This is a genomic window from Roseovarius roseus (assembly GCF_043355935.2).
Classification (GTDB): Bacteria; Pseudomonadota; Alphaproteobacteria; order Rhodobacterales; family Rhodobacteraceae; genus Roseovarius; species Roseovarius roseus.
Genome location: NZ_JBHFPE020000017.1, coordinates 1 through 25,111 on the forward strand (window position 1 = coordinate 1; position 25,111 = coordinate 25,111).

Below are 25,111 nucleotides of genomic sequence, written 5' to 3' on the forward strand. Positions count from 1 at the left end.
CGCGGCCTGATCAGGCCCAAATCCGCATGCTCGGAGAACGCCGCTGGAGAATTTCCACCAGAATCGAGACACAACCAGAGCATTTGAATCATCGTTGTTGTCTATAGTGCCGCCTGTTCGGTCCGTCAGAAGACCGGCCGTGTTGAACGGGGACGACAAGACTATGGTCGAGATATTGCTCTGCTCTTCTATCCAATCGACAACGTCATCGTTGAAGGCAATGCAGTCCTGTGCCTCTGCGGGCGCCAAATCAACACTCGCAGTATTCAGGATGGGCCAGCAGCGACTCCTTGTAATTTGTTGCATGCCGATGCGCGCGGCGCTGTCGCTGTGTTCCAGCCACTTCGCGAGATGCATAGCATAGCTGTCGCCCCAAAGGAGGACCGATGGGCTATCAGACGTTCTGCATTTCGGCGAGTTTACGGCAGTTTCCAGATTTTCAATACAGGCCCGGCCCAAACCAAAGTTGAAGCCCAGCTTTTCATCGTTCAAAAATTCACTGTATTTTATGCCGTTCGGAGCTTTTCGAAACGGCGCACCCTCGGAGTTCATTACCAGAACGCCCAAGCATACTAGGGCGGCCATGCCAGCGCCGCTGACGAGAAAAACCGACTTCTGGGTCGGAAGGAGCTGTCGGTCACGGCGCCTGAACGGCTGCTCCACGAAGCGCCAACTCAAATAGGCAAGGCCCAACGTCATGACCGACAAGAGCATCATCCAGATCATAGCAGGTTCATGCGGGCTTCGGATTCTGGCAAACGCAAAAAGCGGCTGATGCCAAAGATATGCGCTGTAACTTATCAATCCGATCCCGACGATTGGCTTGAATGACAGCAGACGGGAGACCATCGATTGTGGTCCTGCAAAAAGGATGATCAGGACACTACCCATGACAGGCACCAGCGCATAGGCGCTGGGAAACGGCACTGTTTCATCGAACGCAAATATAGCGAAGAAAATAAGGCCCAACCCTAATGCAGCTAGCGCATCGTTCGAATATGGATCACGCTTGAACAGCACAATCGAGCAGAATGACCCTGCCAGAAGCTCCCAGAAACGCGATGGCGTGAAATAGAAGTTTGCATCCGGCTCGTTTCGCCATCCCCATTCACTCAGCAACAACGAGGCCAGTGCGAGACATCCCAGAAACCAAGCGACACGGCCCAGTTTACGTGTTCCGAACAGCATGAGCAGCATTGGAAAGACAAGATAAAATTGCTCCTCAACCGCGAGGCTCCAAGTATGCAAGAGCGGTTTCAAGTCTGTGTTGGCGGAAAAATACCCCGCAGTTTCCCAGAAGTGCACATTTGAGATGAAAAGGGCCGTGGCGGCAGCGCTCCTCGCGAAATCCGCCAACATTTCCGGCACCATCCAAGCCCATGCAAAGGGCAGGCAGGCCAAAATAACCAGGTAAAGTGCGGGCAAAATTCTGCGCGCGCGCCGCTCGTAAAATCTTCGAATACTGAAAACGCCATCTGCGCGCTCTGCCAGGATTATCGACGTTATCAGGTAGCCGCTGATGACAAAGAAAATGTCGACACCGACATAGCCCCCGCTGAAAACGCTCATGCCTGCGTGAAAAAGTATCACGGGCACTACGGCAACGGCTCGCAACCCATCGATTTCACTTCTATACTTCATTGGCAGAGCTTTCGATTTTTGACGTTCGATGCAATGTCTTTTATGGCTAAGCTGATCGGAAATACGAAGTTCTTTCCGAAGAAAGAAAGCCGGTTGGCAGTGATGCCTGCTCCATCCGCCGAGGTTTCAAGCTAATCCTTAACCACATAAGATTGATATAAATTTCAGGTTCTCGTGCGCGGATCGTAGGACGCCAGGGGGCCAAGCTCTGCCTCTTCAATGCTTTGTTGGACTTCCCATACCGGCCTGACAAATCTGACTCAAGCGACGAAGTACCCTTTGCACGCGGCTGCCCTTCGGGTTTTGTCGGGTTTGGCGCCCTCCGCCTGTCCAGCGCACCCGCCGCATCACGGCAAAGAGCGCCATGGCCGACAGCACACCTCCGTACGGCGCATAGAGGACTTTGGGCGAGGTCAAAAGGCGATGCAACGTGCGCACACTCCCACAGGTTCAGCTTCAGTGGGATAAGCTCCCTTGATCACGTGTGAGTGTGCCGCACGGATAGTCATCATCGACCGCCTCTGTGTGCCTTTGTCCGCAAAGGTCCAATTCGCGGTTGGAGCGCAGGTGGAGGCATTGGTGGCCCAGCGATTGGAAGACTTCCTTGAAGCGACAGAGATCGCATGTGGACATCACTTGCGCTCACCAAAAAACATCCATATACCATCCATATGGATGGAGAAATCATATGAGCAACATCAGGCAGCTTCGCGACAAGACCCCCGATAGTGAGAAAATCACCATCAATCTCGGCTATGTCGATCTGGGACGGATCGACCTGCTGGTGCAGGAGGGCTTCTACTCAAACCGCAGCGACTTCATTCGCACGGCGATCCGCAATCAGCTGGGCAGCCATGCCGAGGTCGTCAGCAAGTCGGTCGAGCGCCACACAATGGAGCTGGGCCTGCGCGACTACACCCGGGCCGATCTTGAGGCTTTGCGCGATGCCGGTGAGGTGCTGCATGTCAAGGTCGTGGGCCTGGCCCGCATCGATCCCGACGTGACGCCGGATCTGGCGCTGCAGACCATTGGGTCAATCACCGTTCTGGGCGCTTTGCAGGCGTCCCCCGAGATCAAGAAGGCGCTCGCAGATCGCATCCTTTGAGCCAACCCAACCTTAGACAAGGATAAAGACATGTTCGATTTTAACGCCGGCGCGCCGCGCCAGGTGAACGATGGCGCACGCTTGGAGCGGCGCACCGCGGCCCGGGATCTGGTGCAGCGCACCCTTGCCCGGCATGGGCTCGTGTCCACGGGCGGCCAGTCGGAGCCGGACCAGCAGGGCCTGATGGACCTTCTGCAGAACGTTCTGCCCAAGGGCGGCCTCGACCTGCGCGGTGCGCCGCCGCAGAGCCTGCCAATTCCGGCGGGCGCAGAGTTCCTGTCGGCAACGCATCAGGGAAAGAGCGGCAGCCGCTCCTATCGGACTTACGTGCCGGCCTCGGCCAAGGCGGGCGTTTCCGGCATCGTGATGATGCTGCATGGCTGCACGCAGACGCCCGAGGATTTCGCGATCGGCACCGGCATGAACGCGCTTGCCGACCTGGGCGGGTTCATCGTGATCTACCCCGAGCAGTCTCGCGGCGCGAACGCCCAGACCTGCTGGAACTGGTTCAGCCCCAATGATCAGCGCCGCGACCGGGGCGAGCCCGAGATATTGGCCGGCATCGCCCGCAAGGCGATGTCAGACCATGCTGTCCCTTCGGAGCGCATCTTTGTCGCCGGACTGTCCGCGGGAGCCGCGATGGCGGTGATCCTCGGACAGACCCACCCGGATGTTTTCGCGGCCGTGGGGGCACATTCCGGCCTTCCCTATGGCGCGGCAAGTGATGTCGCATCCGCCTTTGCCGCGATGGCGGGGCAGGGGCAACATCAGCGCGCCAATGGCAAGGCCTCGGGCACCCGAACTATCGCCTTTCACGGCAGCGCCGACAACACGGTGCAGCCTGCCAACGGCGCGGCCATCATTCGAGATGCCGAGCGGGCCGGACCGTCTCAGATTGTGCAGACGACGCACAACGGCAGCGCATCAGGCCGGGCCTATTCCGTGACGACTAGCATCGGGCCGGACGGGCGCAACCATCTGGAGCACTGGGTGATCGACGGCCTCGGCCACGCCTGGTCGGGCGGGCAGCCCGGCGGCTCTTACACGGACCGACGCGGCCCCGACGCCAGTGCGGAAATGGTCCGCTTCTTCTTTGACAGCAAGGATTGATTGACATGACACCGATGACATTGACCTTCGACGCCATCAGCGAGAAGGCCCCCGCCGAGAAATGGCACAAGCGCTGGCTGCGCTCATGGCCCGCCTATGAGGCCTGGTTCGTCGCCCACGGGGGCGATGCCGGGCCGGACAGGCGCGCCTGCCGGTCTGCGCTGGGGCGGTACATGCCGGAATTGCTGCCGGTCTACGATCAGCTTGTCGCGATTGCGGGCGGCGATGACCGCGCCGCGCGGTTCCTTTCCACATGGTGCCCGCCGCGTTATCTTGGCGGGTGTTCTCTGGCCGCGATGTCGGACGGCACCGATATACGCCTGTTGCGCAACTACGACCTGTCGCCGGATCTGAACGAGGGCCTGCTCTTGCGCAGCGAATGGACCGGCAGGCCGGTCATGGGCATGGTGGAATTCCTCTGGGGTCTGTCCGATGGCATCAACGATGCCGGGCTCAGCGTCGCGCTGGCCTATGGCGGGCGGTCCGAAACCGGCGAGGGCTTCGGCGTCACCACCATTCTGCGTTACGTGCTGGAAGTATGCGAAAGCGTCGATGAGGCGTTGGCCGTGCTGGACCGGGTGCCATCGCATATGGCCTATAACATCGTTCTGGCCGACACATCGGGCGCGACGGCCAGCGTGGAGCTGGCCCCCGGCGGCGGGGCCAAGCGGATGCCGCATGCCATCGCGACCAACCATCAAAGCGATGCGTCCTTGCCGGATCAGGCCCCTTTCACCCGCACCTATGAGCGGCACACGCATCTGAAGGCGCTTCCGTCCAGCGCGCGGGATCTGCATATCGCCTTCACCAGTGCCCCCCTGAGGCAGGACCGTTTCTCTGAGGGTTTCGGCACGCTCTTTACCGCCGAATATGATCCTGATGCGCGGTCCCTTCGCCTGATCTGGCCGGATGAGGACTGGCACCAGAGCCTCGCGCGGTTCGAAGAGGGCCGGCGGCTCATAGATTTTGCCTCCGGCTCCGATCTTCCGGGTATGAGCCAGGATTGGTATGCCGGGATGGATTGGTCACGGGCGGCGCAGGTGGATTGGGCGCGGGTCGGGCGAGACTACGCCACGGGCGCCGGGCGCCCGATTGCCGCCTACCTTTTGGATGTGAAGCCGTCTTGACCCACCGGGCACCGCAGTCAGGGGGATGCTTTGCCATCCCCCTGATCCTTTGGCCAGGGGGGAGGGCCTGACATCAGGGGTTTGAGCATCCGCATGGGTCAGATCCGCGCCGTCGATATCGTTCGAAGTCTAAAAAAATAGCATTTGACGGACGTCAATTCGGAAAAGCGGCTGTCGACTATGCTCGGCAAAGATGTTTGCCGCTATAAATCGCGGCGTTGGAACGCCCCCTGGCGCCCGAGTTCAGGCGGTAGTCGGCCACAGGAGATTCTACCCATGCAAGACAGAACACTTCAGATCGGGCCGGTATCTCTAAGAGCCTGCCGTAAATTCTGGCTCGCCGCCATTACGTGTTTATGCTTGGCACCCCTCACGGCGTCAGCGCAGGACGTAGAGTCGCAAACCCCCGGGCTCCTACCCGGCATGAATGAGGAAATGCTGGTCGACCCGACCACCTTTGATATCTCTGGAGGATGGTCATACTCCAGTGAGTGGGGCGCGGGGCTATTCGACATCTATCAAGGCGGTGACGGGGTCGTTTTGGAAATTGTCTCCGGCTCGACATGTGATCCCGAAGCGATGTGTACCCTCACGGGGGCAGTCGAGGGCAAGGCGCTCCTGGTTTCCGTGACGGCCTCCGTCCCTGATGGTGGGCAGGCGACGTCTACCTTTGTCATATTCTTCGAGTCGGAGAACGAAGCCCGCGGCATGGGGACGTCCGTATGGGCGGGCGGCGGGTACGAGAAGCGCTGGGACTATCTGATCGAAATGTGGCGACCGGGAACGCGTGACTAGGTCAAGCATAGGCACAGACGTTGAGCCATTGGCCACGGTTTTGTGGCAAGCCAATGTCAGGTGTGCCCGCACGATCCTCTGATCGGCGGGCGTTCATGCGGGTTTACTGGCACACCTCGGGTAGAACGGCGGACCAAATCGGGCAGTAGACGGGATCATACCACCACCCTTCTGACGAATTGATCCCGTAATGGACCCCGACCCAGACCCGACCGGATTTCTGCAGCAAAACCTCCATCGTCGGCCCGTTGCCTGCCTGCGGGTCTATCTGACCACGCTCCACAGCGGGGGTGGCAAAGATGTCGATCTGCTCGCCACTGGGGCGTTGGGCGCGAACGGTCGCAAAGGCCACGTTCCCCGCGACGCGAATTTCACCGACCACAAATTCGATGGGCGGACCGAAATTCCATTCCGCCTGGGGGCGAATAGCATCCAGGATATCTTGGCGTGTGTCGCTGCCCCGTGCGGGTTCGCCGTAACTCTGCGCTTCCGCGAAATGTGCAGAACCGCAAAACGCTGCGATCAGCGCGAGATGTCTGAGAGGTCCGATCTGTAGCATCACTTTTGCCAATCCTTTCGGAACTTACGGTGACCCGGGAAAATGTGGTTTTGCGAGCCTACTGTATTTTCTGCAAGATGCATGACTGCGACTGCCCACATTGGCCGGGGTCGAGCACTGACCGTCAAGCGTTAACTCACCTCCGCAAGAAAGAGCGCTTGATTGTTGGACCGCGTACTTGGGGCGGGCTTGATCGGCGACCTGCCGCGCGGCTCTTGCCCTCAGTCCCGCATGGCGCGGGCAAGGCGCCGGATCCGCAGCGCGCGGTTCAACTCGCCTCCGAAGATCAGCAGAAGCGCCGAAAGATACATGAAATAAAGGGCGGCGATGATCCCCGCCATGCCTGCATAGTAGCTGGCATAGGTGCCGAAGCTGCGGACATAGAAGGCAAACACTGTCGCCAACAGCGTCCAGGCAAGGGCGGTGAACAGGACGCCGGGCCAGATATTTGCGAATTTGGTCCGCCGCGCGGGCAGCAGGACATGCGCGGCAAAGAGCGCGACCACAAAGATGGTCGCCGACGCTGGAAAGCGGATCAGCCGGATCGTCACAGACGCGGGGTCGAACCCCGGTATGAGATCGTGCAGCCACGACCCGGCCCGCGGTGCAAGCACCAGAAGGTAGCCGACCAGCACCAGTGCAAGACTGGCCAGAACGATCATCGTGATCTGGACACTGTATATCAGCACCACGGACCGTGTTTCGCGCAGCCCGTAGGCCCGGTTCAGTCCGACCCGCACGCCATCGACACCGCCCACCGCGAACCAGATCGTAAGCAGGATACCCACGCTGAGCACACCGCCGCGCGGCACCGTCATCACGTTCTCGACCTCCGAGACGATAGGCTCGATCAGGGCCGGGGGCACGATGGCGATCAGAAAGTCGACCAGGTCCTGTGCCATCGAGCGATCCCCGACAAAGGCCGTCATCGCGCTGGTGAAGATCAGGAAGGGAAAGATCGCCAAGAGGGCGCGAAAGGCCACGTTGCCGGCAAGGCCGAAGGCATCGTCGCTCCAGAGCCTCAGGATCGCTTCTTGCATGACGCCGCGCATGATGCGCCAACCGGTGCCGTGGAACAGATCCTGCGGATTTTCGGTGAGCACGCCATGGGTCATCACGATATCGCGGCCCTGATCCTGGCTCGGCTTGGCATTCATCTTCTGACCTCGTCGCGTGACGCCCTCGGTGCTGTAGGCCGCACGGGGTGGCCTAAGGATATCGCCGCCGCGCGGGAGGCACCACAGCGAAGTCAGCAGGGGGTGGCCGCCAGCCGAAAGCCGCGCCCCGACCTTTATGGCGGGGCCGCCGGGGACAAATTGTAGGGCAGGGTCCCCGCCGGTCAGGTGGGGATAAGTGCGAAAGATCGGCGCAAGACGCGTCATGCGGCCGTCATCAAAACAGATCCGCTGTCTTGAAAACGTCACTTGCAATTCTGTGTTATTTCGAGAATTCATGAAATATGAAAATAGACATTCCCGATATGCTGACCACGCTCGGCCACCCGCAGCGGCTCGCCCTCTTCCGCCTGCTCATGCGGCGTTATCCCGACCGCGTGCCTGCAGGGGAGCTTTCGGAGGCGCTGGGCGTGAAGGCCAGCACCATGTCCAGCTACCTTGCCGCCCTCCAGCGCGCCGGGCTGGCCCAGCAACTGCGCATCGGCACGTCGCTGCTCTATTCCGTGCGGATGGACAGGGTGCAGTCCCTCTTCGGCAGCCTCTTTGCCGATTGCTGCCTTGGCCGGCCCGAACTGTGCATCCCTTTCAACGCAGATCCTCACCCGGTGCCTGACCGCAAGTACGGCGTCCTTTTTGTTTGTACCGGCAACTCGGCGCGCTCGATCTTTGCCGAGAGTATCCTGCGCGCGGTGGCGGGGGGCTGCTTTGACGCCTATTCCGCCGGCACGCGCCCTTCGTCCGACGTGAGCCCCCAGGCGCTGCAAGTGCTCCGCAAAAACGGTCATGATATCGCGCTCCTGCGCGCCAAGAGCGTTGCCGAGTTTTCAGGGCTGGACGCGCCCCGGCTGGATTTCGTCTTTACCGTTTGCGACCAGTCCGCGAACGAATACTGCCCCGCCTGGGACGGCCAGCCCGTCAGCGGCCATTGGGGCGTGCCCGATCCGGTGGCAGTGATCAGATCGGACGCGGAAAAGGCGCTGGCGTTTCAGCAGGCCTATGACGCGCTCAAGCGCCGGATCGCGGCGTTCGCGGCGCTGCCCCTCCACAGCCTCAGCCGCATGGAGCTGCAATCGGCCATCGACGATATCGCCCGCACATCGAAAGGAAACCCCGCATGACCACATATGCCGTGAACGGCCTTGGCCGCATTGGAAAACTGATCCTGAAACCGTTGCTGGAGCGGGGGGCCAAGATTGCCTGGATCAATGACGGCGTTGGTGATCCGGAAATGCACGCGCACCTGTTGGAGTTCGACACGGTGCATGGCCGCTGGGACGCCAAATTTTCTCATGACGCCGAAAGCGTGACGGTGAACGGCACTCGGCTGCCCTTTGTCGGGACGCGCGATCTGTCCGCGCTGCCGCTGGAAGGTGTTGACGTGGTGATCGACTGCACCGGCGCCTTCAAGACAGAGGCCAAGCTGGCGCCCTATTTCGACGGCGGCGTGCGGAAGGTCATTGTCTCGGCCCCGGTCAAGGATGGGCCTACGGCGAATATCGTTTACGGCGTCAATGACGAGAGCTATGACGCGGCGCAGCACCATATCGTCACTGCCGCCTCCTGCACCACGAATTGCCTCGCCCCGGTGGTCAAGGTCATCCATGAAAACCTGGGGATCAAGCATGGCTCGATCACCACCATCCATGACGTGACCAACACGCAGACCATCGTGGACCGCCCGGCCAAGGACCTGCGCCGCGCGCGCTCGGCGCTCAATTCGCTGATTCCGACGACCACCGGTTCGGCCACGGCAATAACGTTGATCTATCCTGAACTGGAGGGCCGCCTGAACGGCCATGCGGTGCGCGTGCCACTGCTGAACGCCTCGCTGACCGATTGCGTTTTCGAGGTTGAGCGCGAGACGAGCGCCGAGGAGGTCAACGCGTTGTTCAAGGCCGCCGCAGAAGGCCCGCTCGCCGGTATTCTGGGCTATGAGACACGCCCTCTGGTCTCGGCCGATTACACCAATGATACGCGCTCGGCGATTGTGGATGCGCACTCGACCATGGTGATCAACGGCACGCAGGTCAAAATCTATGCGTGGTACGACAATGAGATGGGCTATGCCCACCGGCTGGTGGATGTCGCGCTGATGGTGGGAGCCTCTCTTTGACCCGGCGGCCCGAGGGCCTGCCTGCCTACATCGCCGTCACGGCAGCCTATTGGGCCTTCATGCTGACCGACGGGGCCTTGCGTATGCTGGTGCTGCTGCACTTTCATACGCTGGGCTTCTCGCCGGTGCAGCTGGCCTATCTCTTTGTCCTTTACGAGATCGCCGGGATGGCGACAAACCTTGCGGCGGGATGGATTGCCGCGCGCTTCGGGCTGACCTCGACGCTTTATGCGGGGCTGGGCATCCAGGTGGCCGCGCTCATGGCGCTGGCGCAGCTTGATCCCGGCTGGGCCATCGGTGCGTCGGTCATCTTTGTGATGTGCGTTCAAGGGGCCAGCGGCGTGGCCAAGGATCTGGCCAAGATGTCGTCGAAATCCGCGGTCAAGCTGCTGGCGCCGGCCGAGGCTGGCGGCCTCTTTCGCTGGGTGGCCGTGCTGACCGGCTCCAAAAACGCGGTCAAGGGCGTTGGCTTTCTGCTGGGGGCGGGCCTGCTGGCGGTGCTGGGCTTTGTCTGGGCCGTGCTGGTCATGGCGGCGGGGCTGGCGGTCATCCTGGCGGCGGTCATCGCCTTTATGCCCGCCGGGTTGCCCAAGGGCCGCAAGGGCGCGAAATTCTCCGAGGTTTTCTCAAAGTCGGCCAACATCAACTGGCTGTCGCTGGCGCGGGTTTTCCTTTTTGGCGCGCGCGACGTGTGGTTCGTGGTGGGCATCCCGATCTATTTCTACGCCGTGCTGTCGGACGGCACCGAGGAGGGCAATCGCGCCGCATTTTTTCTGATCGGCACGTTCATGGCGCTCTGGGTGATCCTTTACGGCGCGGTGCAGGCTGCCGCGCCCAGGATTCTGCGCGCCGGCCGGCGCCCCGAAGCCGCGCTGATCCGCGCTGCGCGGGGCTGGGCCTGGGCGCTCTTCGTGGTGCCAGCCGCGCTGGCGCTGTCCGCGCTGGCGGCGCCGGGCCCGGCGCCATGGTTGACCGTGACGCTGGTCGTAGGGCTGCTGGCCTTTGGCGTGATCTTCGCCGTCAACTCGTCGCTGCATTCTTACCTGATCCTGGCCTTTACCCGGTCCGAAAGGGTCACGATGGATGTCGGCTTCTATTACATGGCTAATGCGGGCGGGCGGCTGATCGGCACGCTTCTTTCGGGGCTGACCTATCAGGCGGGCGGTCTGCCGCTGGTTCTGGGCACGGCTGCGGGAATGGTTGCGCTGGCCGCCGCAGCTTCGCGCCGCTTGACGGATCAGCCGCAAGAGGCGGCGGCATGATGCGCGGGTCTTGCCTGCGGCGGGATAGATAAGGCACGATTGACCCTGCGGGGCGCACCGCCCCGGCGGAGGCTGCGATGACGATGGACCTGACGGCGTTCCGACGCGACCTGCATATGCATCCCGAGACCGGCTTTGACCTGGCGCGCACCCCGAATGCGATCGCCTATCATCTTGAGGCCGCGGGGCTGGAGGTGACGCGCGGTGTCGGCCTCACCGGGCTGGTCGCGACCCTGCATCGCGGATCCGATGCCGAGGCGATCGGCCTGCGCGCGGATATGGACGCGCTACCCATCGAGGAGGCGAATGAGTTTGCCCATCGCTCGACCGTGCCGGGGCGGTTTCACGGCTGCGGCCATGATGGGCACAGCACCATGTTGATGGGCGCTGCGCTGGCGCTGGCCCAAGACCCCAACCTGACGCGCAGCGTGCATTTCGTGTTCCAGCCCAACGAGGAGAATGGCGAGGGCGCAGCGGCAATGATCGCGGACGGGCTCTTTGACCGGTTTCCGATGCGCGCGATCTTCGGCCTGCACAACATGCCCGGCATGGCGCTGGGACAGTTCGCCACGCAGGCGGGGCCGTTTTGCGCCTTCGAGGATAATTTCGAGATCACGATCACCGGGCGCGGAGGCCATGCATCGATGCCCGACAAGGGGATCGACCCTATCGTCGTGGCCAGCGCGGTGGTGCTGCAACTACAGACCATAGTCGCGCGCAGCCTGCCGCCCGCCCAGCATGCGGTGGTTTCGGTGACTGAGTTTGTCACCAATGGCGCGCGTAACGTGCTGGCCAGCCGCGTGGTCCTGCGCGGCGACTGCCGGGGTTTCTCGTCCGAGGTGTCAGGCACTATCGAAGCCCGGATGCGCGCCATCGTGGGTGGGGTCTGCGCCGCGCATGGGGCGACGGACGAGGTCACCTATGCCACCTCCTTTCAGCCGTTGGTCAATGACGCGGGCGCGGCGCGGACCCTTGCCGAAGCGGCGCGGCAGGTGGGCGCGGTCGATACCGGGTATGGCCGCGTCGGCTTTTCCGAGGATTTCGCCGCCTTCCTCGCGCATCGGCCCGGCGCGTTCATTCTGATGGGCAACGGCACGGACGGGCACGGCGCGGCCCCGCTTCACAACCCGTCTTACGATTTCAACGATGAGGCGATCCCGGTTGGGGTCTCCCTCTGGTGCCACCTGGCCAAGAGCTGAGCGGGCAGGGCGACCGTGTTGTCAGCGGCGCAAATCTGGTGCACATCCATCGGCACGTCTTGACGGTCAGGCCCACGCCCGGCAGGACCGACAGTGTGACGAAAGGACCACATGATGCCTCTTCCATCCGATCGCCGTATTGCGGCCCTTCGTTTCACAGGGCCGCGCGCATGAGGCGGCGGGGGTTCATCGCCGGTGCGCTTGCGCTAGGCGCCTGCTCCGGAACGCCGCCCGATATCCGCATGGTGGACGCGCCGCTGCTGCCGCATCTGCGTATATCCGGCGACGCGCCCTTCGAGAAATGGCGCTCGCACCTGGACCTGAGACGGATGCGGAGCGGGCCCAAAGTGCTGGCCCTCTCGGGCGGCGGCGAGGATGGGGCATTCGGCGCCGGTGTGCTTGTCGGCTGGTCCGAGGCGGGCACGCGGCCGCAATTCGACGTGGTGACCGGCGTGTCCACCGGCGCATTGATGGCGCCCTTCGCGTTTCTGGGGCCGCAATACGATTCCGAGCTGAGGCGTATCTACACCACCTATGGTCAGGATGATCTCATCGCGTATCGCGGTCTCGGCGGTATCCTGGGCGGCGGCCTCGTGTCCTCCGCGCCGATGGCGGGTCTGATCGAGCGGCACCTGTCGGATCACGTGCTGCGGCAGATCGCGGCCGAATGGCGCGCTGGGCGGCGCATGTTTGTCGTGACCTCCAACATTGATACCGGGCGCGCAATGATCTGGGATATGGGCGCGATTGCCGAGGAGGGGCGCTATGACCTCTTCCGCGCCGTCATCCTGGCTTCGGCGTCGATTCCGGGCCTCTTTCCGCCCGTGACGCTGCACATGGCGGGCGGCATTGAATCGCATGTCGATGGCGCGGTGCACATGCAGTTCCTGGCCGTGCCCGAAGCGGCCTTCGGCAGTCTGGGCGACGCGCCGGGCCGGGGCGGCGCGCTGTGGATCCTGGTCAACAACATGCTCAGGCCGCCGCCCGCGGCGGTCAGTAGGACGCCGATTGCCATCATGATGAACACGTTCAACACTGCCGTACGCGCGAGTGCGGCCCAATCGGTGGGGATCGCCGAGCGCTATGCCGATCGCACCGGCATGCGCTTTGCGGTCGCGACGATCGGGCCCGATTTCGACGTTGCGTGGGACCCGACCGAGCGATTTTCGCTTAAGTATATGCGCCCGCTCTTCGAGTATGGCCGCAAGCGGGCGCTGAGGGGCGCGGCCTGGCGCTCCTGAGGGCTGTCGGGCTTCCGGCGCACCACGCGCATGCGCGATTGCCGCGTTTGCGCTTGATCGGACCGGCGGGGCCTGTATTTTGCCGCTCGGCACACAGGAGGCGTCATGTCTGCAACCTCATCCCGTAAACCGACCGAACGCAAGCGCGGATCGGGCGTGCAATTCATCTACGGCGTGCTGCGCGACGAGATCCTGAACCTCACGCTGCCCCCGGGCAGCCCCATCGACGAGGTGCAACTCTCGGAACGGCTGGCCATGTCGCGCACGCCGATCCGCGAGGCGCTGGTGCGGCTGGCGGGCGAGGGGCTGGTGACGACGCTGCCCAACCGCTCGACCGTGGTGGCGAATATCGACTTCCTGAACCTGCACACATTCTTTGACGCCATCACGCTGATGTACCGCGTCACCACCCGCCTTGCCGCCGAGCATCGCACAGAGGCCGATCTGGTGGCGATCCGCGCCCGGCAGGCGGAATTCGCGCAGGCGGTCACCGCGCAGGACGCGCTGGCGATGATCGGGACCAACCGGGATTTTCATGCCGCCATCGCCGCCGCCGGGCGCAACCCGTACTACGAGGGACTGTTTCTGCGTCTGCTGGACGAGGGGCGGCGCCTGCTGCGCCTCTATTATTCGGCCTTCGATGATCGCCTGCCGCAACGCTATGTCACCGAACATGAAGAGATCATTGCGGCGATCCAGGCACAGGATGTCGATGCCTGTGACCGGCTGGCCAAGGCGCATGCCGATCAGATCACGGGGAAGATCCGCACGATGATCGCCAAGGACCGCCGCCGCGACATCGCCTTGTAAGACGGTAATCCCTCGGCAGAAATGCGCGCATAATTTCTGTCGACAAGAAATATACAAATGCTATCATCTGCCCGATTCCACGATCAGGGCACAGCCGCGTCTGGCCCGTCCATGTCCGGCCCCGCCGGGATGCGCCGCGGCCCATCCCGGTCCAGATCCTCAAGGAGACCACTATGAAAACCAGCATTTTCTCGGGCACGGTGCCCGCCCTGATGACGCCCTGCAAGGCAGACCGCAGCCCCGATTACGATGCGCTGGTGCGCAAGGGGCGCGAGCTGATCGATCTGGGCATGCGCGCGGTGGTCTATTGCGGCTCGATGGGCGACTGGCCGCTGCTGACGGACGAGCAGCGGATGGAGGGTGTCGCGCGCCTTGTCGAGGCGGGTGTGCCCGTCATCGTCGGCACCGGTGCGGTCAACACCAGGGTCGCGGCCCAGCATGCGGCCCATGCGCAAAAGGTGGGCGCTCAGGGCCTGATGCTGATCCCGCGCGTGTTGTCACGGGGCATCTCGCCCGCCGCGCAGCGTAGCCATTTCAAGGCGGTTCTCTCGGCCGCGCCCGATCTGCCGGCGGTGATCTACAATAGCCCCTATTACGGCTTTGCCACCCGCGCCGATCTTTTCTTTGCGCTGCGGGCCGAGCACAAGAACCTCGTCGGATTCAAGGAATTCGGCGGCCCCGCCGATCTCAGCTATGCGGCCGAAAACATCACCAGCGGCGATGACGAGGTCGTTCTGATGATCGGCGTCGATACCACCGTGTTCCACGGCTTCGTCAATTGCGGCGCGGCGGGCGCGATCACCGGCATCGGCAACGTGCTGCCGCGCGAGGTGCTGCACCTTGTCGCGCTCAGTCAGGCAGCGGCGGCCGGCGATGCCGAAGCGCGCGAGCGCGCGCTGGAGCTCGACACCGCGATGCAGGTCCTGTCCACTTTCGACGCAGGCCCCGATCTGGTGCTGTATTTCAAGCATATGATGGTGCTGAACGGCGAGCAGGAATATGCGCTGCATTTCAACGAGGATGACGTTCTTTCGGACAGCCAGCGCGGCTTTGCCGAGACGCAGCTGAAGCTTTTCCGCGCGTGGTATGCCGAGTGGAGCAAGCAGCCCGGCGTGGTCAGCAAATACGCGGCCTGAGGGGCGCAGAATTGCAGACGGCCCGGCCAGCGATGGCGGGGCCGTTTTGCGTTTCAGTCTACGGCGTCGAGGCCATGCTCTTGCAGCCGGTCCAGATGCGCGATTTCCTCGGCGGTCAGCGTGATCCCTTCGGCCATGGCCTTCTTGCGCGCGGCAAAGCGGCGCTGCGAGGGCAGGCGAGCGCCTTGGCCGACGATGGCTGAGAACAGCGTCTCGGCCCGCGCCATCGGATCGCCCTCGCGCCCGGCCGAGAATCGCGTCGGATCGAAGGCGAGGATCAGCTCGCCATGGCCGGGCAGAAGGGTAAAGTTGCCCAGCCGGTCCAGCGCCTCGCGGCTGGTCAGATCGCCGATCATCACACCGGCCAGCAGCTCGATCATCGTCGCAATCGCCGAGCCCTTGTGCCCACCGAAAGGCAGCATGGCACCGTCCAGCGCCGCCTCGGGGTCGGTTGTGGGGTTGCCGTCGCTGTCCACCGCCCAGCCTTCGGGCAGGGGGGTGCCGGCGCGGCGGTGCAGCTCGATCTCGCCGCGGGCGGCGACGCTGGTGGCGAAGTCGAAGACGTAGGGATCGCTTTCGGCCCGCGGCCAGCCGAAGGCGAAGGGGTTGGTGCCCATAAGCGCCTCGTTCCCGCCCGAGGGCGCGACGCTGGAATAGCTGGGGCACATCGCCATCGCGGCGAGGCCGTGGGCGGTCAGCGTCTCGATCTCGGGCCAGAGGGCGGCGAAATGGGTGCAGTCGTTGATCACGAGTGCGGCGATGCCCAGCTCCTTGGCGCGCTTTGCCAGCTCGGGCGCGCCCAGTTCGAACGCGGCGTTGGCAAAACCGCCCTTGGCCGCGACGCGCACGATCGCGCCTCCATCGCCGCCCAGCTCGGGGACCGCGTCCAGCGTGACCATGCCGGCCTTGGCCGTGCGCAAGCAGCCGTCGATGCGGTAGATGCCATGCGATTTGCAGGCGTCCCGCTCGCCCGCCGCGATGGTGCGAGCGACGGCATCCGATTGCAGCGCGCTCAGCCCCGCGCGCTGGAAAATCTGCGAGACGCGGGTGATGAGCGCGTCGTGAGTCAGGGTGGTGTCAGTCATGGGGCCTCGCCGGGGTTGGTCGCGGTTGCGTTATTGCATACACACTGTATGCATGTGGATATCAAGGCAAGGGGCCGCGCCCGCATTGCCAAAGGAACTACGGAGAATGATATGCCTTTCACCCCGCATGGAAAACACCTGATCGCCGGCCAGTGGATCGCGGGCAAGGCGACCTTCGCCTCCCAGCCGGCGCATGGCCCTGCACATGATTATGCCGTGGGAACGCCCGAGTTGGTCGACCGCGCCGTGCAGGCCGCCGAAGAGGCGTTCGAGGCCTATGCCGCCACCAGCCGCGCCACGCGGGCCGATTTCCTTGAGGCCATTGCGGATGAGATCGAGGCGCGCGGCGCCGAGATCACCGAGATCGGCACGCAGGAAACCGGCCTGCCCGAGGCTCGGCTGGAGGGCGAGCGGGGCCGCACCGTGGGCCAGATGCGCCTTTTTGCGGACCACATCCGCGATGGCGCCTATCTGGACCGCCGTCATGACGCGGCCCTGCCTGACCGCGCGCCCGCCCCGCGCCCGGATCTGGTGATGATCCAGCGGCCCATCGGACCCGTCGCGGTCTTTGGCGCGTCCAACTTTCCGCTCGCCTTTTCGGTCGCAGGGGGCGACACGGCGGCGGCGCTGGCGGCTGGCTGTCCCGTGGTGGTCAAGGGCCATTCGGCCCATCCCGGCACAGGCGAGATCGTCGCCGAGGCGATCAAGGCCGCGGCCGAGCGCAGCGATATGCCGCCCGGCGTCTTTTCCCTGATCCAGGGCGGTGACCGCAAGGTGGGGCAGGCCATCGTACTGCACCCGCTGATCAAGGCTGTCGGCTTTACCGGCAGCCTTGCGGGGGGGCGTGCGCTCTTTGATCTGTGCGCCCAGCGTCCCGAGCCGATCCCGTTTTTCGGCGAGCTGGGCTCGGTCAACCCGATGTTCGTGCTGGACCGTGCCGCCGAGACGCGCGCCGAGGAAATCGGCAAGGGTTGGGCCGGATCGCTGGTGATGGGTGCTGGGCAGTTTTGCACCAATCCTGGCATCGCAGTGATTGCTGATGGCGCTGCGGCGGACCGGATGGTCGCCGCAGCAGGCGCGGCATTGCAGGAGGTCAAGCCGCAGACCATGCTGACCGACGGCATCGCCGAGGCATTTGACAAGGGCCGTGCCCGTGTCGCGGTCGCGCCGCAGGTTGAGGCTGTGCATGTATCCGAGGCGAAGGGCCGCAGCGCCGCCCCCGCGCTCTACCAAACCAGCGGCGCGGCCTTTCTGGAGAATCCCGAACTGCATCACGAGGTCTTCGGCCCGCTGGGCCTGATCGTGCGCGCCGCCTCTGAGGACGAGATGATGCAGATCGCGCGCGGTCTGGAAGGGCAGTTGACCGTGACGCTGCATATGGATGACGACGACATGGAGGTCGCCCGCGCGCTGACCCCAATCCTTGAACGGAAAGCGGGTCGCCTTCTGGTCAATGGCTTTCCCACCGGGGTCGAGGTGGTGGATTCGATGGTGCATGGCGGGCCTTACCCCGCCAGCACGAATTTCGGCGCCACCAGCGTCGGCACCCTGTCGATCCGCCGGTTCCTGCGCCCGGTCTGCTATCAGAACATGCCCGCCGGTCTGCTGCCCGAAAGCCTCGGGCATTGACCCTGACGCAATGGTCGGCTCGGCCCAAAACATGGCAGCGGCGCGCATCCTCTTGCGCGCCGTTTTTCGTGTTTGGCGCCTGTGCCCGCCAATAGAGGGCGCATTTTTCTTTTCACGGCGATAGTATACAACTTGTATTCAAAAACCATCTGGTGTTCGCTGAATTCAGGCCCGACTCGCTGCGGATGCATCAAGGCAGGCCGGCACGACAACGAGACAAAAAATCAGGGAGATAATCATGAAATTCATTAAACTCGCCGGTGCTCTGATCGCCGCGGCGCTGGTGGCCCCCGCCGCGCAGGCCGACAAGCTGGACGACATCATCGCCTCGGGCACGCTGCGCTGCGCCGTTGTGCTGGACTTTCCGCCCATGGGCTCGCGCGATGCCAATAATGAGCCGGTCGGTTTTGACGTGGATTACTGCAACGACCTGGCCAAGGCGCTGGATGTCGAGGCCGAAATCGTCGAAACGCCCTTTCCGGACCGTATCCCGGCGCTGGTTTCTGGCCGCGCCGATGTGGGCATCGCCTCCACCTCGGACACGTTGGAGCGGGCGCGCACCGTCGGCTTCTCGATCCCCTATTTCGCCTTCACGTTCAACGTCGTGACCAATGCCGATGCAGGCCTCGAGACCTACGAGGCGCTCGCGGGCCAGACCGTCGGATCGGTGGCAGGCACCTATGAGGCGATCCGCCTCGAAGAGGACATCAACGAATGGGGCAACGGCGGCTCGTTCCGCTCGTATCAGAGCCAGGCGGACGTGTTCCTTGCCCTCTCGCAGGGTCAGATCGACGCCACTGTCGTGACGTCGACGGTCGCGTCGGCCATCGTGCAGGGCGGCAAATACGAGGGGCTCAGCATGACGGGCGAGGCGCCGTATGACATCGACTATGTCGGCCTGATCGCGCTGCGCCAGGAATATGGGTTGCTGAACTACCTCGATCTCTTCGTCAATCAGCAGGTCCGCACCGGGCGCTACGATGAGCTTTACGAAAAGTATATCGGCGGCGACGCACCGCGCCTGACCGTCGACAAGGTCTACTACTAAGCCGTAGGCTGGGCCGGGCAGGGGGCGCGGCGTTGCCCCTTGCCCGGCCTTTTCTTGCCCATCACCTCTAATTGATTGGCCCCATCCGGAGCGCGGCATGTTCGAATACACCTTTCAATGGAGGCAAGCCTTCCGCGCCCTGCCGCAGATGCTGGAGGGGGCGGTGGTCACGATGCAGATCTCGCTCCTGTCCATGGCAATTGGCATTGCCATCGCGGTTCTGCTGGCCGTGGGGCGCAATTCGAAATCCATCTGGCTGCGCGGCCCGGCGACCGCCTGGGTCGAGGTGGCGCGCAACACACCCGCGCTTTTCCAGATCTACATGGCGCATTTCGGCCTTGGATCCTTCGGCATCTACCTCAGCCCATATATCGCGCTTTTGGCCGGGATCACCTTCAACAATGCGGGCTACCTCTGCGAGACCTTCCGCGGCGCGCTGCGCGCCATCCCCGAGACGCAGGTCCGGGCGGGCCGGTCGCTGGGGATGGGGCCGGTCAAGGCGTTCCGCCTGATCGTGCTGCCGCAAATGTTCCGCATCGCGTTTCTGCCCAGCACCAACCAGATGGTCTGGGCGATCCTGATGACCTCGCTGGGTGTGACGGTGGGCCTCAACGCGGACCTTACGGGCGTCACGCAAGAGCTGAACGCGCGCACTTTCCGCACCTTTGAGCTCTTCGCGCTCGCGGGAGTTATCTATTACTGCATCGCCAAGGCGGTGATGCTGGGCGCGCGTCTGCTCGCCTGGCGTCTCTTCCGGTATTGAGGGGGCTCTGATGTTCGACACCGGCCTCTCCCTCAACGACCTTTGGTTCATGCTGAAAGGCGCGGGCGTCACGCTGGCGATCACCTTCTTCGCGGTGACCGGCGGCACGCTCATGGGCCTCGCCTTCGGCGTCATTCGCAGCCATGTGAACCCGTGGCTAACGTTGCCGCTGGTCTTCGTGCTGGATATCTTCCGCTCGGTGCCGCTGCTGATCCAGCTGATCCTCGCCAATGCATTCCAGGCCATCGCGGGGCTGCAAATCTCACCCTTCACCACGTCCTGCATCGTGCTCGCACTCTACACCTCTGCCTATTGCACCGAGATCGTGCGCGGCGCCATCGACGCGGTACCGGTGGTGACGCGCCGCGCCGCGCGCTCGCTGGGGCTGACATGGGGGCAGGACATGACGCAAATCGTCTTTCCCATGGCGCTGCGCGTCGGCCTGCCCAGCTGGATCGGGCTGACCTTGGGCGTTATGAAAGACAGCGCGCTGGTGCTGTGGCTGGGTATCATCGAGCTTTTGCGCGCCAGCCAGATCATCGTGACGCGCCTGCAAGAGCCGATGCTGATCCTGCTGATCGCCGGCGCGATTTATTTCGCCATCAGCTTTCCCATCGCGCGGCTGGGCGGACATTTGGAACGAAGGTGGCAAGAGAATGATTGAGATCGAGAACGTCCATAAATCCTTTGGCGCGCTCAAGGTGCTGAAAGGCATCGACCTGACCGTGGAGAAGGGCGAGGTCGTGTCTGTGATCGGCGGATCAGGCTCGGGCAAATCCACGCTGCTGACCTGCATCAACGGGCTGGAGCCGATCGACAGCGGCACGATCACCGTCGACGGCACCGTGGTCCATGCGCGGGGCACCGACCTCAACAAGCTGCGCCAGAATATCGGTATCGTGTTTCAGCAGTTCAACGCGTTCCCGCATCTGACGGTGCTCGAAAACGTCACGCTCGCCCCCCGCAAGGTCAAGGGCATGGGCCGTGCCGAGGCCGAGGAGATCGCGGTAAAACAGCTGACCCATGTTGGCCTCGCGGACAAGATGAAGGTCTATCCCGGCCGCCTCTCGGGCGGGCAGCAGCAGCGCATGGCGATCGCCCGCGCGCTGGCGATGTCGCCCGATTACATGCTTTTCGATGAGGTGACATCGGCGCTCGACCCTCAGCTGGTGGGCGAGGTTCTCGATACGCTGAAACTTCTGGCCGAGGGCGGCATGACCATGATCTGCGTCACGCATGAGATGGGTTTTGCCCGCGACGTGTCGAACCGCGTCGCCTATTTCGAGAGCGGCGTCATGGCCGAGATCGGACCGCCCGAGCAGATCTTCGGCGCGCCCAAGAGCGAGGCCACAGCCAAGTTTCTATCGAGCGTGCGCTGATGCCCCAAACGGTGCTGATTGTCGGCGCAGGGGTCATCGGCCTGTCCGTCGCGCTCGAGGCGCAATCGCGCGGGCTAACTGTGCGCGTGATCGACCGCGAGGGGCCGGCGGCGGGCGCGTCTGCGGGCAACGCCGGCGCCTTCGCCTTTGCCGATATCCTGCCGCTCGCCTCGCCGCGCATCATGCGGCAGGCGCCGAAGTGGCTGTTGGACCCTTTGGGGCCGCTCAGCGTGCCGATGGGTTACGCGCCGCGCCTTTTGCCGTGGATGTGGCGCTTCTGGCGCGCGAGCCGCCCGGAACAGGTCGCCGCATCGACCATCGCTCAAACGGCGATGATGCGTCATGCGCAAGGCACATTGGACGGGTTCCTGGCCCGCGCAGGCGCGTCCAACATGCTGCGCCGCGAGGGGCAGTTGCAGGTCTACGAGGGCAAGGCAGAGTTTGAAGCATCATTGGAAGGCTGGCGCGCGCGACAAGACGGCGGTGTCGAGTTCCGCCATCTCGAAGGCGACGAGATCCGGCAGATGCAGCCCGGACTGTCCCGGCGCTTTACTCATGCCACCTTTACCCCCGGCTGGGTCACGATCGACGATCCGAAGGTCTATGTCGAAACGCTGGCGGAAAAGTTCGTCGCGAATGGCGGCGAGGTCGTCATCGCGAATGTCGAGGCGCTGACTCAGGACGGCCTGACCACCGGCGCGGGCGAGATGACGGGCCGCGTGGTGATCGCGGCGGGCGCGCATTCGCATCACCTGACGCGCACCGCCGGCATAAAAATCCCGCTTGAAACCGAGCGCGGCTACAACACCACTCTGCCGCATGGGGGGATCGACCTCCGCCAGCACATTACCTTTCCCGCGCATGGCTTTGTCATGTCAAAACTGAACGGGCGTCTGCGCGTCGGCGGTGCGGTCGAGCTGGGCGGGCTGACAGCGCCGCCCAATTACAAGCGCGCGAATGCGATGCTCCGCAAGGCCAAGACCTTCTTTCCGGAGCTCGATACCTCGGGCGGCACGCAATGGATGGGGTTCCGTCCCTCGCTGCCCGATAGCCTGCCCGCCATTGGCCCGCTGCCGGGGCACCGCAATGTCATCTGCGCCTTCGGCCACGGACATCTGGGCCTGACACAATCAACGGCGACCGCCGATATCGTCGCGCATCTCTTGACAGGACAGGCGCCGGGGATCGACATGGCCCCATTCTCGCCCGCGCGGTTCTAGGGAGGCACACATGACCCAATACATTTTTCCCTGCATTGACGGCCATACCTGCGGCAATCCCGTGCGCCTCGTCGCCGGGGGAGCGCCGATCCTGCGCGGCGCCAACATGCTGGAGAAACGCGCGCATTTCCTGGCCGAGTACGACTGGATCCGCACCGGCCTGATGTTCGAGCCGCGCGGGCATGACCAGATGTCTGGCTCCATCCTCTACCCGCCGACGCGCCCCGATTGCGATATCGCCGTCCTCTTCATCGAGACGTCCGGCTGTTTGCCGATGTGCGGCCATGGCACCATCGGCACCGTCACCATTGCGCTGGAGAATGGCCTCGTGAAACCATCCGTGCCAGGCCAGCTGGCGCTCGAGACGCCCGCCGGTCGGGTCAATGTGACCTACCGGCAGGAGGGGCGTTTTGTGGAGGAAGTGCGCCTGACCAACGTGCCGGGCTTCCTCCACTCCGAGGGGCTGACCGCCGAGGTCGAGGGGCTGGGCGAGATCGTCGTCGATGTGGCCTATGGCGGCAATTTCTACGCCATCGTCGAGCCGCAGAAGAATTTCGCCGACATCGCCGATTTCACCGCCTCGCAGCTGATCGGCCTCAGTCCGAGACTGCGCGCGGCGCTCAATGCCAAATACGAGTTCATTCACCCCGAGCATCCGGCAATCAACGGGCTCAGCCATATCCTCTGGACCGGCGCGCCGCGCGTGGAGGGCGCTCATGCGCGCAATGCCGTCTTCTACGGCGACAAGGCGATTGACCGCTCGCCCTGCGGCACCGGCACCTCGGCCCGGATGGCGCAGCGCGCGGCCAAGGGGCTGCTGAAGGTCGGCGATGAGTTCATCCATGAGAGCATCATCGGATCGCTCTTCCGGGGCCGCTATGAGGCGGAGGCCGAAGTCGCGGGCCAACCCGCCATCATCCCCTCCATCGCCGGATGGGCACGCGTGACCGGTCTCAACACCATCTTCATCGACGAGCGCGATCCATTCGCGCATGGCTTCGTCGTCATCTGATAGGGGGGCCGCATGGGCCAGATCATCGTCGAGGCGGACGCATCCGGCCCCGTTTTGGCCAGCGCCGAGGGGCTGAGCTTCTGGGGCGGGGTCAATGCGACCACGGGCATGGTAATCGACGCGCATCACCCGCTGCATGGGCAGTCGATTGCCGGTGCCGTGCTGCTCTTGCCCACCAGCCGCGGCTCCTGCACCGGGAGCGGCGTTCTACTGGAACTTGCGCTGGGCGGTAACGCCCCCGTTGCGCTGGTCTTTCGCGAAAACGAGGACATCCTGACCCTAGGTGCGCTGATCGCGGGGCGCATGTTCGGCAAGCCTTTGGCGGTGCTGCGGCTGAGCGCCGAGGTGTGGGGCAGGCTGGCCGGTGAGGACCATGCCGATATCGCGGACCGGCGTTTGGTGGCCGGGGGCTGGACGCTGGACCTTGCCGCCCCGCCCACCGCCGCGCTGGAGTTGAGCGATGCAGACCGCGCCATGCTGGACGGTGCCGAGGGAGAGGCGGCGCAGCTGGCGCTCGAGGTGATCTGCACCATGGCTGCAGGGCAGCGCGCTACGCAGCTGACGGATGTGACCCGCGCGCATATCGACGGCTGTATCTATGCCAGTCCCGCCAACCTCACCTTTGCGCGCCGCATGGCAGATATGGGCGGGCGGGTGCGCGTTCCGACGACGATGAACGCCATTTCGGTCGACCATTCCAACTGGAAGTCCCAGGGCGTGCCGCCGCTCTTCGGCACGCCCGCCCAAAAACTGGCCGATGCTTATGTCGAGATGGGCGCGCGCCCCAGTTTCACCTGCGCGCCCTATCTGCTGGAGGAGCCGCCCGCCTTGGGCGAGATGATCGGCTGGTCCGAGTCGAACGCCGTGATCTACGCCAATTCGGTGCTGGGCGCGCGGACGGTCAAGCACCCGGATTTCATGGATCTTTTCATTGCGCTCACGGGGCGCGCGCCGCTTTCGGGGGTCTATCTGGACGCCGGTCGCTGCGCGCGCCGGGCGGTGCATGTCGATCTGCCGGGGGGGTATGACGATGCGCTCTGGCCGCTACTCGGGTGGCTGGTGGGACGCGCCGCGCCCGACCGGATCCCGCTGATCACGGGGCTTGAGCATACTGCGCCATCTGCCGACGATCTCAAGGCGCTCTGCGCCGCGTTCGGCACCACCTCGGCGGCGCCCATGCTGCATGTCGCGGGCGTGACGCCCGAGGCGGAGGGCGCGCTGGACAGGGGTGCCGACGCCGTGCGCCTCGGTGCGCAGGATCTGGCCCACGCGTGGCAGCAGTTCAACGATGCGCCCGCAAAGGTCGATCTGATCGCCTTCGGCAGCCCGCATTTCTCGCTGTCCGAGTGCCACGCGCTGGACGCCGTTCTGGCGGGCCGCAAACGCGCCGGTGGCACGAACGTCATCGCCACCGTCGGGCAGCAGGTGCTGGACGCGATCCGCGCCGATGGCACCCTAGCCAGTCTTGAAAGATCCGGCGTGCAGGTGGTGCCGGATATCTGCTGGTGCTCGATTTCCGAGCCGGTGTTTCCGACCTCGGCCAAGGTCTTGATGACCAATTCTGGTAAATACGCCCATTACGCGCCGGGCCTATCGGGCCGCGCCGTGCGGTTTGGCAGCCTGGCCGACTGCGCCGAAACCGCGATCACCGGCACCGCACCCGACATGCCGCCGCCCTGGCTCACCTCCTAGAAAGGCACCG

At 63.9% G+C, this 25,111-nt stretch carries 23 protein-coding genes; 19 read left to right on the forward strand and 4 right to left on the reverse strand.

The window, feature by feature from the left end; all coding sequences use genetic code 11:
* Positions 1–1,641 (reverse strand): acyltransferase family protein (locus ACEWPL_RS17085; RefSeq protein WP_420744367.1); only part of this gene is annotated, 1,641 nt, incomplete at its 3' end.
* 688 nt (positions 1,642–2,329) lie between these two features.
* Here ACEWPL_RS17085 and ACEWPL_RS17090 point away from each other — a divergent pair.
* The 4 genes from ACEWPL_RS17090 (at position 2,330) to ACEWPL_RS17105 (ending at position 5,778) form a co-directional block, all read left to right on the forward strand.
* On the forward strand, positions 2,330–2,746 hold the full coding sequence (locus ACEWPL_RS17090) for a CopG family transcriptional regulator (protein ID WP_393930676.1): 417 nt from the start codon (positions 2,330–2,332) through the stop codon (positions 2,744–2,746).
* A 30-nt stretch (positions 2,747–2,776) separates the two neighbouring features.
* On the forward strand, positions 2,777–3,856 hold the full coding sequence (locus ACEWPL_RS17095; protein ID WP_393930678.1) for an extracellular catalytic domain type 1 short-chain-length polyhydroxyalkanoate depolymerase: 1,080 nt from the start codon (positions 2,777–2,779) through the stop codon (positions 3,854–3,856).
* 5 nt (positions 3,857–3,861) lie between these two features.
* Positions 3,862–4,983, forward strand: coding sequence for a C45 family autoproteolytic acyltransferase/hydrolase (locus ACEWPL_RS17100; RefSeq protein WP_393930680.1), 1,122 nt, complete (start codon positions 3,862–3,864; stop codon positions 4,981–4,983).
* 423 nt (positions 4,984–5,406) lie between these two features.
* A complete protein-coding gene (locus tag ACEWPL_RS17105; protein ID WP_420744368.1) occupies positions 5,407–5,778 on the forward strand; it encodes a hypothetical protein in 372 nt (123 codons plus the stop codon).
* Positions 5,779–5,881: 103 nt separating this feature from the next.
* On the opposite strand, the gene ACEWPL_RS17110 is transcribed toward ACEWPL_RS17105, so the two are convergent.
* Positions 5,882–6,337 (reverse strand): hypothetical protein, encoded by a 456-nt coding sequence (locus tag ACEWPL_RS17110; protein ID WP_393930684.1) that lies wholly within the window; start codon positions 6,335–6,337, stop codon positions 5,882–5,884.
* 221 nt (positions 6,338–6,558) lie between these two features.
* Positions 6,559–7,719 carry a YihY/virulence factor BrkB family protein gene (locus tag ACEWPL_RS17115; protein WP_393930686.1) on the reverse strand — a complete coding sequence of 387 codons (1,161 nt, stop codon included), beginning with the start codon at positions 7,717–7,719 and terminating at the stop codon, positions 6,559–6,561.
* A 77-nt stretch (positions 7,720–7,796) separates the two neighbouring features.
* Between ACEWPL_RS17115 and ACEWPL_RS17120 the strand changes: the two genes are divergently transcribed.
* The 7 genes from ACEWPL_RS17120 (at position 7,797) to ACEWPL_RS17150 (ending at position 15,273) form a co-directional block, all read left to right on the forward strand.
* Complete coding sequence (locus ACEWPL_RS17120; protein WP_393930688.1) at positions 7,797–8,630, forward strand: arsenate reductase/protein-tyrosine-phosphatase family protein; 834 nt, start codon at positions 7,797–7,799, stop codon at positions 8,628–8,630.
* Entirely contained in the window at positions 8,627–9,625 is a 999-nt protein-coding gene (locus ACEWPL_RS17125) for an ArsJ-associated glyceraldehyde-3-phosphate dehydrogenase (RefSeq protein ID WP_393930690.1), read from the forward strand. Before ACEWPL_RS17120 ends, ACEWPL_RS17125 begins: the two co-directional genes overlap by 4 nt.
* Positions 9,622–10,887, forward strand: coding sequence for an organoarsenical effux MFS transporter ArsJ (gene arsJ / locus ACEWPL_RS17130; protein WP_393930693.1), 1,266 nt, complete (start codon positions 9,622–9,624; stop codon positions 10,885–10,887). The genes ACEWPL_RS17125 and arsJ overlap by 4 nt, the downstream gene beginning before the upstream one ends.
* Before the next feature lie 77 nt (positions 10,888–10,964).
* On the forward strand, positions 10,965–12,086 hold the full coding sequence (locus ACEWPL_RS17135) for an amidohydrolase (RefSeq protein ID WP_393930695.1): 1,122 nt from the start codon (positions 10,965–10,967) through the stop codon (positions 12,084–12,086).
* A 170-nt stretch (positions 12,087–12,256) separates the two neighbouring features.
* Positions 12,257–13,327, forward strand: a complete 1,071-nt coding sequence (locus ACEWPL_RS17140; protein WP_393930697.1) for a patatin-like phospholipase family protein — start codon at positions 12,257–12,259, stop codon at positions 13,325–13,327.
* Between the two features lie 105 nt (positions 13,328–13,432).
* Positions 13,433–14,137, forward strand: a complete 705-nt coding sequence (locus ACEWPL_RS17145; protein ID WP_393930699.1) for a GntR family transcriptional regulator — start codon at positions 13,433–13,435, stop codon at positions 14,135–14,137.
* Positions 14,138–14,310: 173 nt separating this feature from the next.
* Positions 14,311–15,273 (forward strand): dihydrodipicolinate synthase family protein, encoded by a 963-nt coding sequence (locus ACEWPL_RS17150; protein WP_393930701.1) that lies wholly within the window; start codon positions 14,311–14,313, stop codon positions 15,271–15,273.
* A 53-nt stretch (positions 15,274–15,326) separates the two neighbouring features.
* Here the strand turns inward: ACEWPL_RS17150 and ACEWPL_RS17155 are convergent, their stop codons facing one another.
* Positions 15,327–16,358: an Ldh family oxidoreductase gene (locus ACEWPL_RS17155; protein ID WP_393930703.1), complete on the reverse strand. Its 1,032-nt coding sequence runs from the start codon at positions 16,356–16,358 to the stop codon at positions 15,327–15,329.
* Between the two features lie 111 nt (positions 16,359–16,469).
* On the opposite strand from ACEWPL_RS17155, the gene ACEWPL_RS17160 reads away from it, so the two are divergent.
* From ACEWPL_RS17160 to lhpI, 8 genes are all read left to right on the forward strand, one after another.
* Positions 16,470–17,987: an aldehyde dehydrogenase (NADP(+)) gene (locus tag ACEWPL_RS17160; protein ID WP_393930705.1), complete on the forward strand. Its 1,518-nt coding sequence runs from the start codon at positions 16,470–16,472 to the stop codon at positions 17,985–17,987.
* Between the two features lie 238 nt (positions 17,988–18,225).
* Complete coding sequence (locus ACEWPL_RS17165) at positions 18,226–19,035, forward strand: ABC transporter substrate-binding protein (protein ID WP_393930707.1); 810 nt, start codon at positions 18,226–18,228, stop codon at positions 19,033–19,035.
* 97 nt (positions 19,036–19,132) lie between these two features.
* Complete coding sequence (locus tag ACEWPL_RS17170) at positions 19,133–19,798, forward strand: amino acid ABC transporter permease (RefSeq protein WP_393930709.1); 666 nt, start codon at positions 19,133–19,135, stop codon at positions 19,796–19,798.
* Positions 19,799–19,808: 10 nt separating this feature from the next.
* A complete protein-coding gene (locus ACEWPL_RS17175; RefSeq protein WP_393930711.1) occupies positions 19,809–20,462 on the forward strand; it encodes an amino acid ABC transporter permease in 654 nt (217 codons plus the stop codon).
* Positions 20,455–21,177, forward strand: coding sequence for an amino acid ABC transporter ATP-binding protein (locus tag ACEWPL_RS17180; protein ID WP_393930713.1), 723 nt, complete (start codon positions 20,455–20,457; stop codon positions 21,175–21,177). Before ACEWPL_RS17175 ends, ACEWPL_RS17180 begins: the two co-directional genes overlap by 8 nt.
* Entirely contained in the window at positions 21,177–22,397 is a 1,221-nt protein-coding gene (locus ACEWPL_RS17185; protein ID WP_393930715.1) for an NAD(P)/FAD-dependent oxidoreductase, read from the forward strand. The genes ACEWPL_RS17180 and ACEWPL_RS17185 overlap by 1 nt, the downstream gene beginning before the upstream one ends.
* Before the next feature lie 10 nt (positions 22,398–22,407).
* Positions 22,408–23,409: a 4-hydroxyproline epimerase gene (locus tag ACEWPL_RS17190; RefSeq protein ID WP_393930717.1), complete on the forward strand. Its 1,002-nt coding sequence runs from the start codon at positions 22,408–22,410 to the stop codon at positions 23,407–23,409.
* 12 nt (positions 23,410–23,421) lie between these two features.
* A complete protein-coding gene (gene lhpI, locus ACEWPL_RS17195) occupies positions 23,422–25,101 on the forward strand; it encodes a cis-3-hydroxy-L-proline dehydratase (RefSeq protein WP_393930719.1) in 1,680 nt (559 codons plus the stop codon).
* The last annotated feature ends 10 nt before the right edge of the window (positions 25,102–25,111 follow it).

Bases quoted from the DNA above. Each gene is read 5' to 3' on its own strand.
- ACEWPL_RS17090 (WP_393930676.1), top strand. From the start codon at position 2,330: ATGAGCAACATCAGGCAGCTTCGCGACAAGACCCCCGATAGTGAGAAA.
- ACEWPL_RS17125 (WP_393930690.1), top strand. From the start codon at position 8,627: ATGACCACATATGCCGTGAACGGCCTTGGCCGCATTGGAAAACTGATC.
- ACEWPL_RS17135 (WP_393930695.1), top strand. From the start codon at position 10,965: ATGACGATGGACCTGACGGCGTTCCGACGCGACCTGCATATGCATCCC.
- ACEWPL_RS17190 (WP_393930717.1), top strand. From the start codon at position 22,408: ATGACCCAATACATTTTTCCCTGCATTGACGGCCATACCTGCGGCAAT.
- ACEWPL_RS17105 (WP_420744368.1), top strand. From the start codon at position 5,407: ATGAATGAGGAAATGCTGGTCGACCCGACCACCTTTGATATCTCTGGA.
- ACEWPL_RS17100 (WP_393930680.1), top strand. From the start codon at position 3,862: ATGACACCGATGACATTGACCTTCGACGCCATCAGCGAGAAGGCCCCC.
- ACEWPL_RS17160 (WP_393930705.1), top strand. From the start codon at position 16,470: ATGCCTTTCACCCCGCATGGAAAACACCTGATCGCCGGCCAGTGGATC.
- ACEWPL_RS17145 (WP_393930699.1), top strand. From the start codon at position 13,433: ATGTCTGCAACCTCATCCCGTAAACCGACCGAACGCAAGCGCGGATCG.
- ACEWPL_RS17115 (WP_393930686.1), bottom strand. From the start codon at position 7,719: ATGACGCGTCTTGCGCCGATCTTTCGCACTTATCCCCACCTGACCGGC.
- ACEWPL_RS17140 (WP_393930697.1), top strand. From the start codon at position 12,257: ATGAGGCGGCGGGGGTTCATCGCCGGTGCGCTTGCGCTAGGCGCCTGC.
- ACEWPL_RS17120 (WP_393930688.1), top strand. From the start codon at position 7,797: ATGAAAATAGACATTCCCGATATGCTGACCACGCTCGGCCACCCGCAG.
- ACEWPL_RS17180 (WP_393930713.1), top strand. From the start codon at position 20,455: ATGATTGAGATCGAGAACGTCCATAAATCCTTTGGCGCGCTCAAGGTG.
- lhpI (WP_393930719.1), top strand. From the start codon at position 23,422: ATGGGCCAGATCATCGTCGAGGCGGACGCATCCGGCCCCGTTTTGGCC.
- ACEWPL_RS17165 (WP_393930707.1), top strand. From the start codon at position 18,226: ATGAAATTCATTAAACTCGCCGGTGCTCTGATCGCCGCGGCGCTGGTG.
- ACEWPL_RS17185 (WP_393930715.1), top strand. From the start codon at position 21,177: ATGCCCCAAACGGTGCTGATTGTCGGCGCAGGGGTCATCGGCCTGTCC.
- ACEWPL_RS17110 (WP_393930684.1), bottom strand. From the start codon at position 6,337: ATGCTACAGATCGGACCTCTCAGACATCTCGCGCTGATCGCAGCGTTT.
- ACEWPL_RS17155 (WP_393930703.1), bottom strand. From the start codon at position 16,358: ATGACTGACACCACCCTGACTCACGACGCGCTCATCACCCGCGTCTCG.
- ACEWPL_RS17175 (WP_393930711.1), top strand. From the start codon at position 19,809: ATGTTCGACACCGGCCTCTCCCTCAACGACCTTTGGTTCATGCTGAAA.
- ACEWPL_RS17095 (WP_393930678.1), top strand. From the start codon at position 2,777: ATGTTCGATTTTAACGCCGGCGCGCCGCGCCAGGTGAACGATGGCGCA.
- ACEWPL_RS17150 (WP_393930701.1), top strand. From the start codon at position 14,311: ATGAAAACCAGCATTTTCTCGGGCACGGTGCCCGCCCTGATGACGCCC.
- ACEWPL_RS17170 (WP_393930709.1), top strand. From the start codon at position 19,133: ATGTTCGAATACACCTTTCAATGGAGGCAAGCCTTCCGCGCCCTGCCG.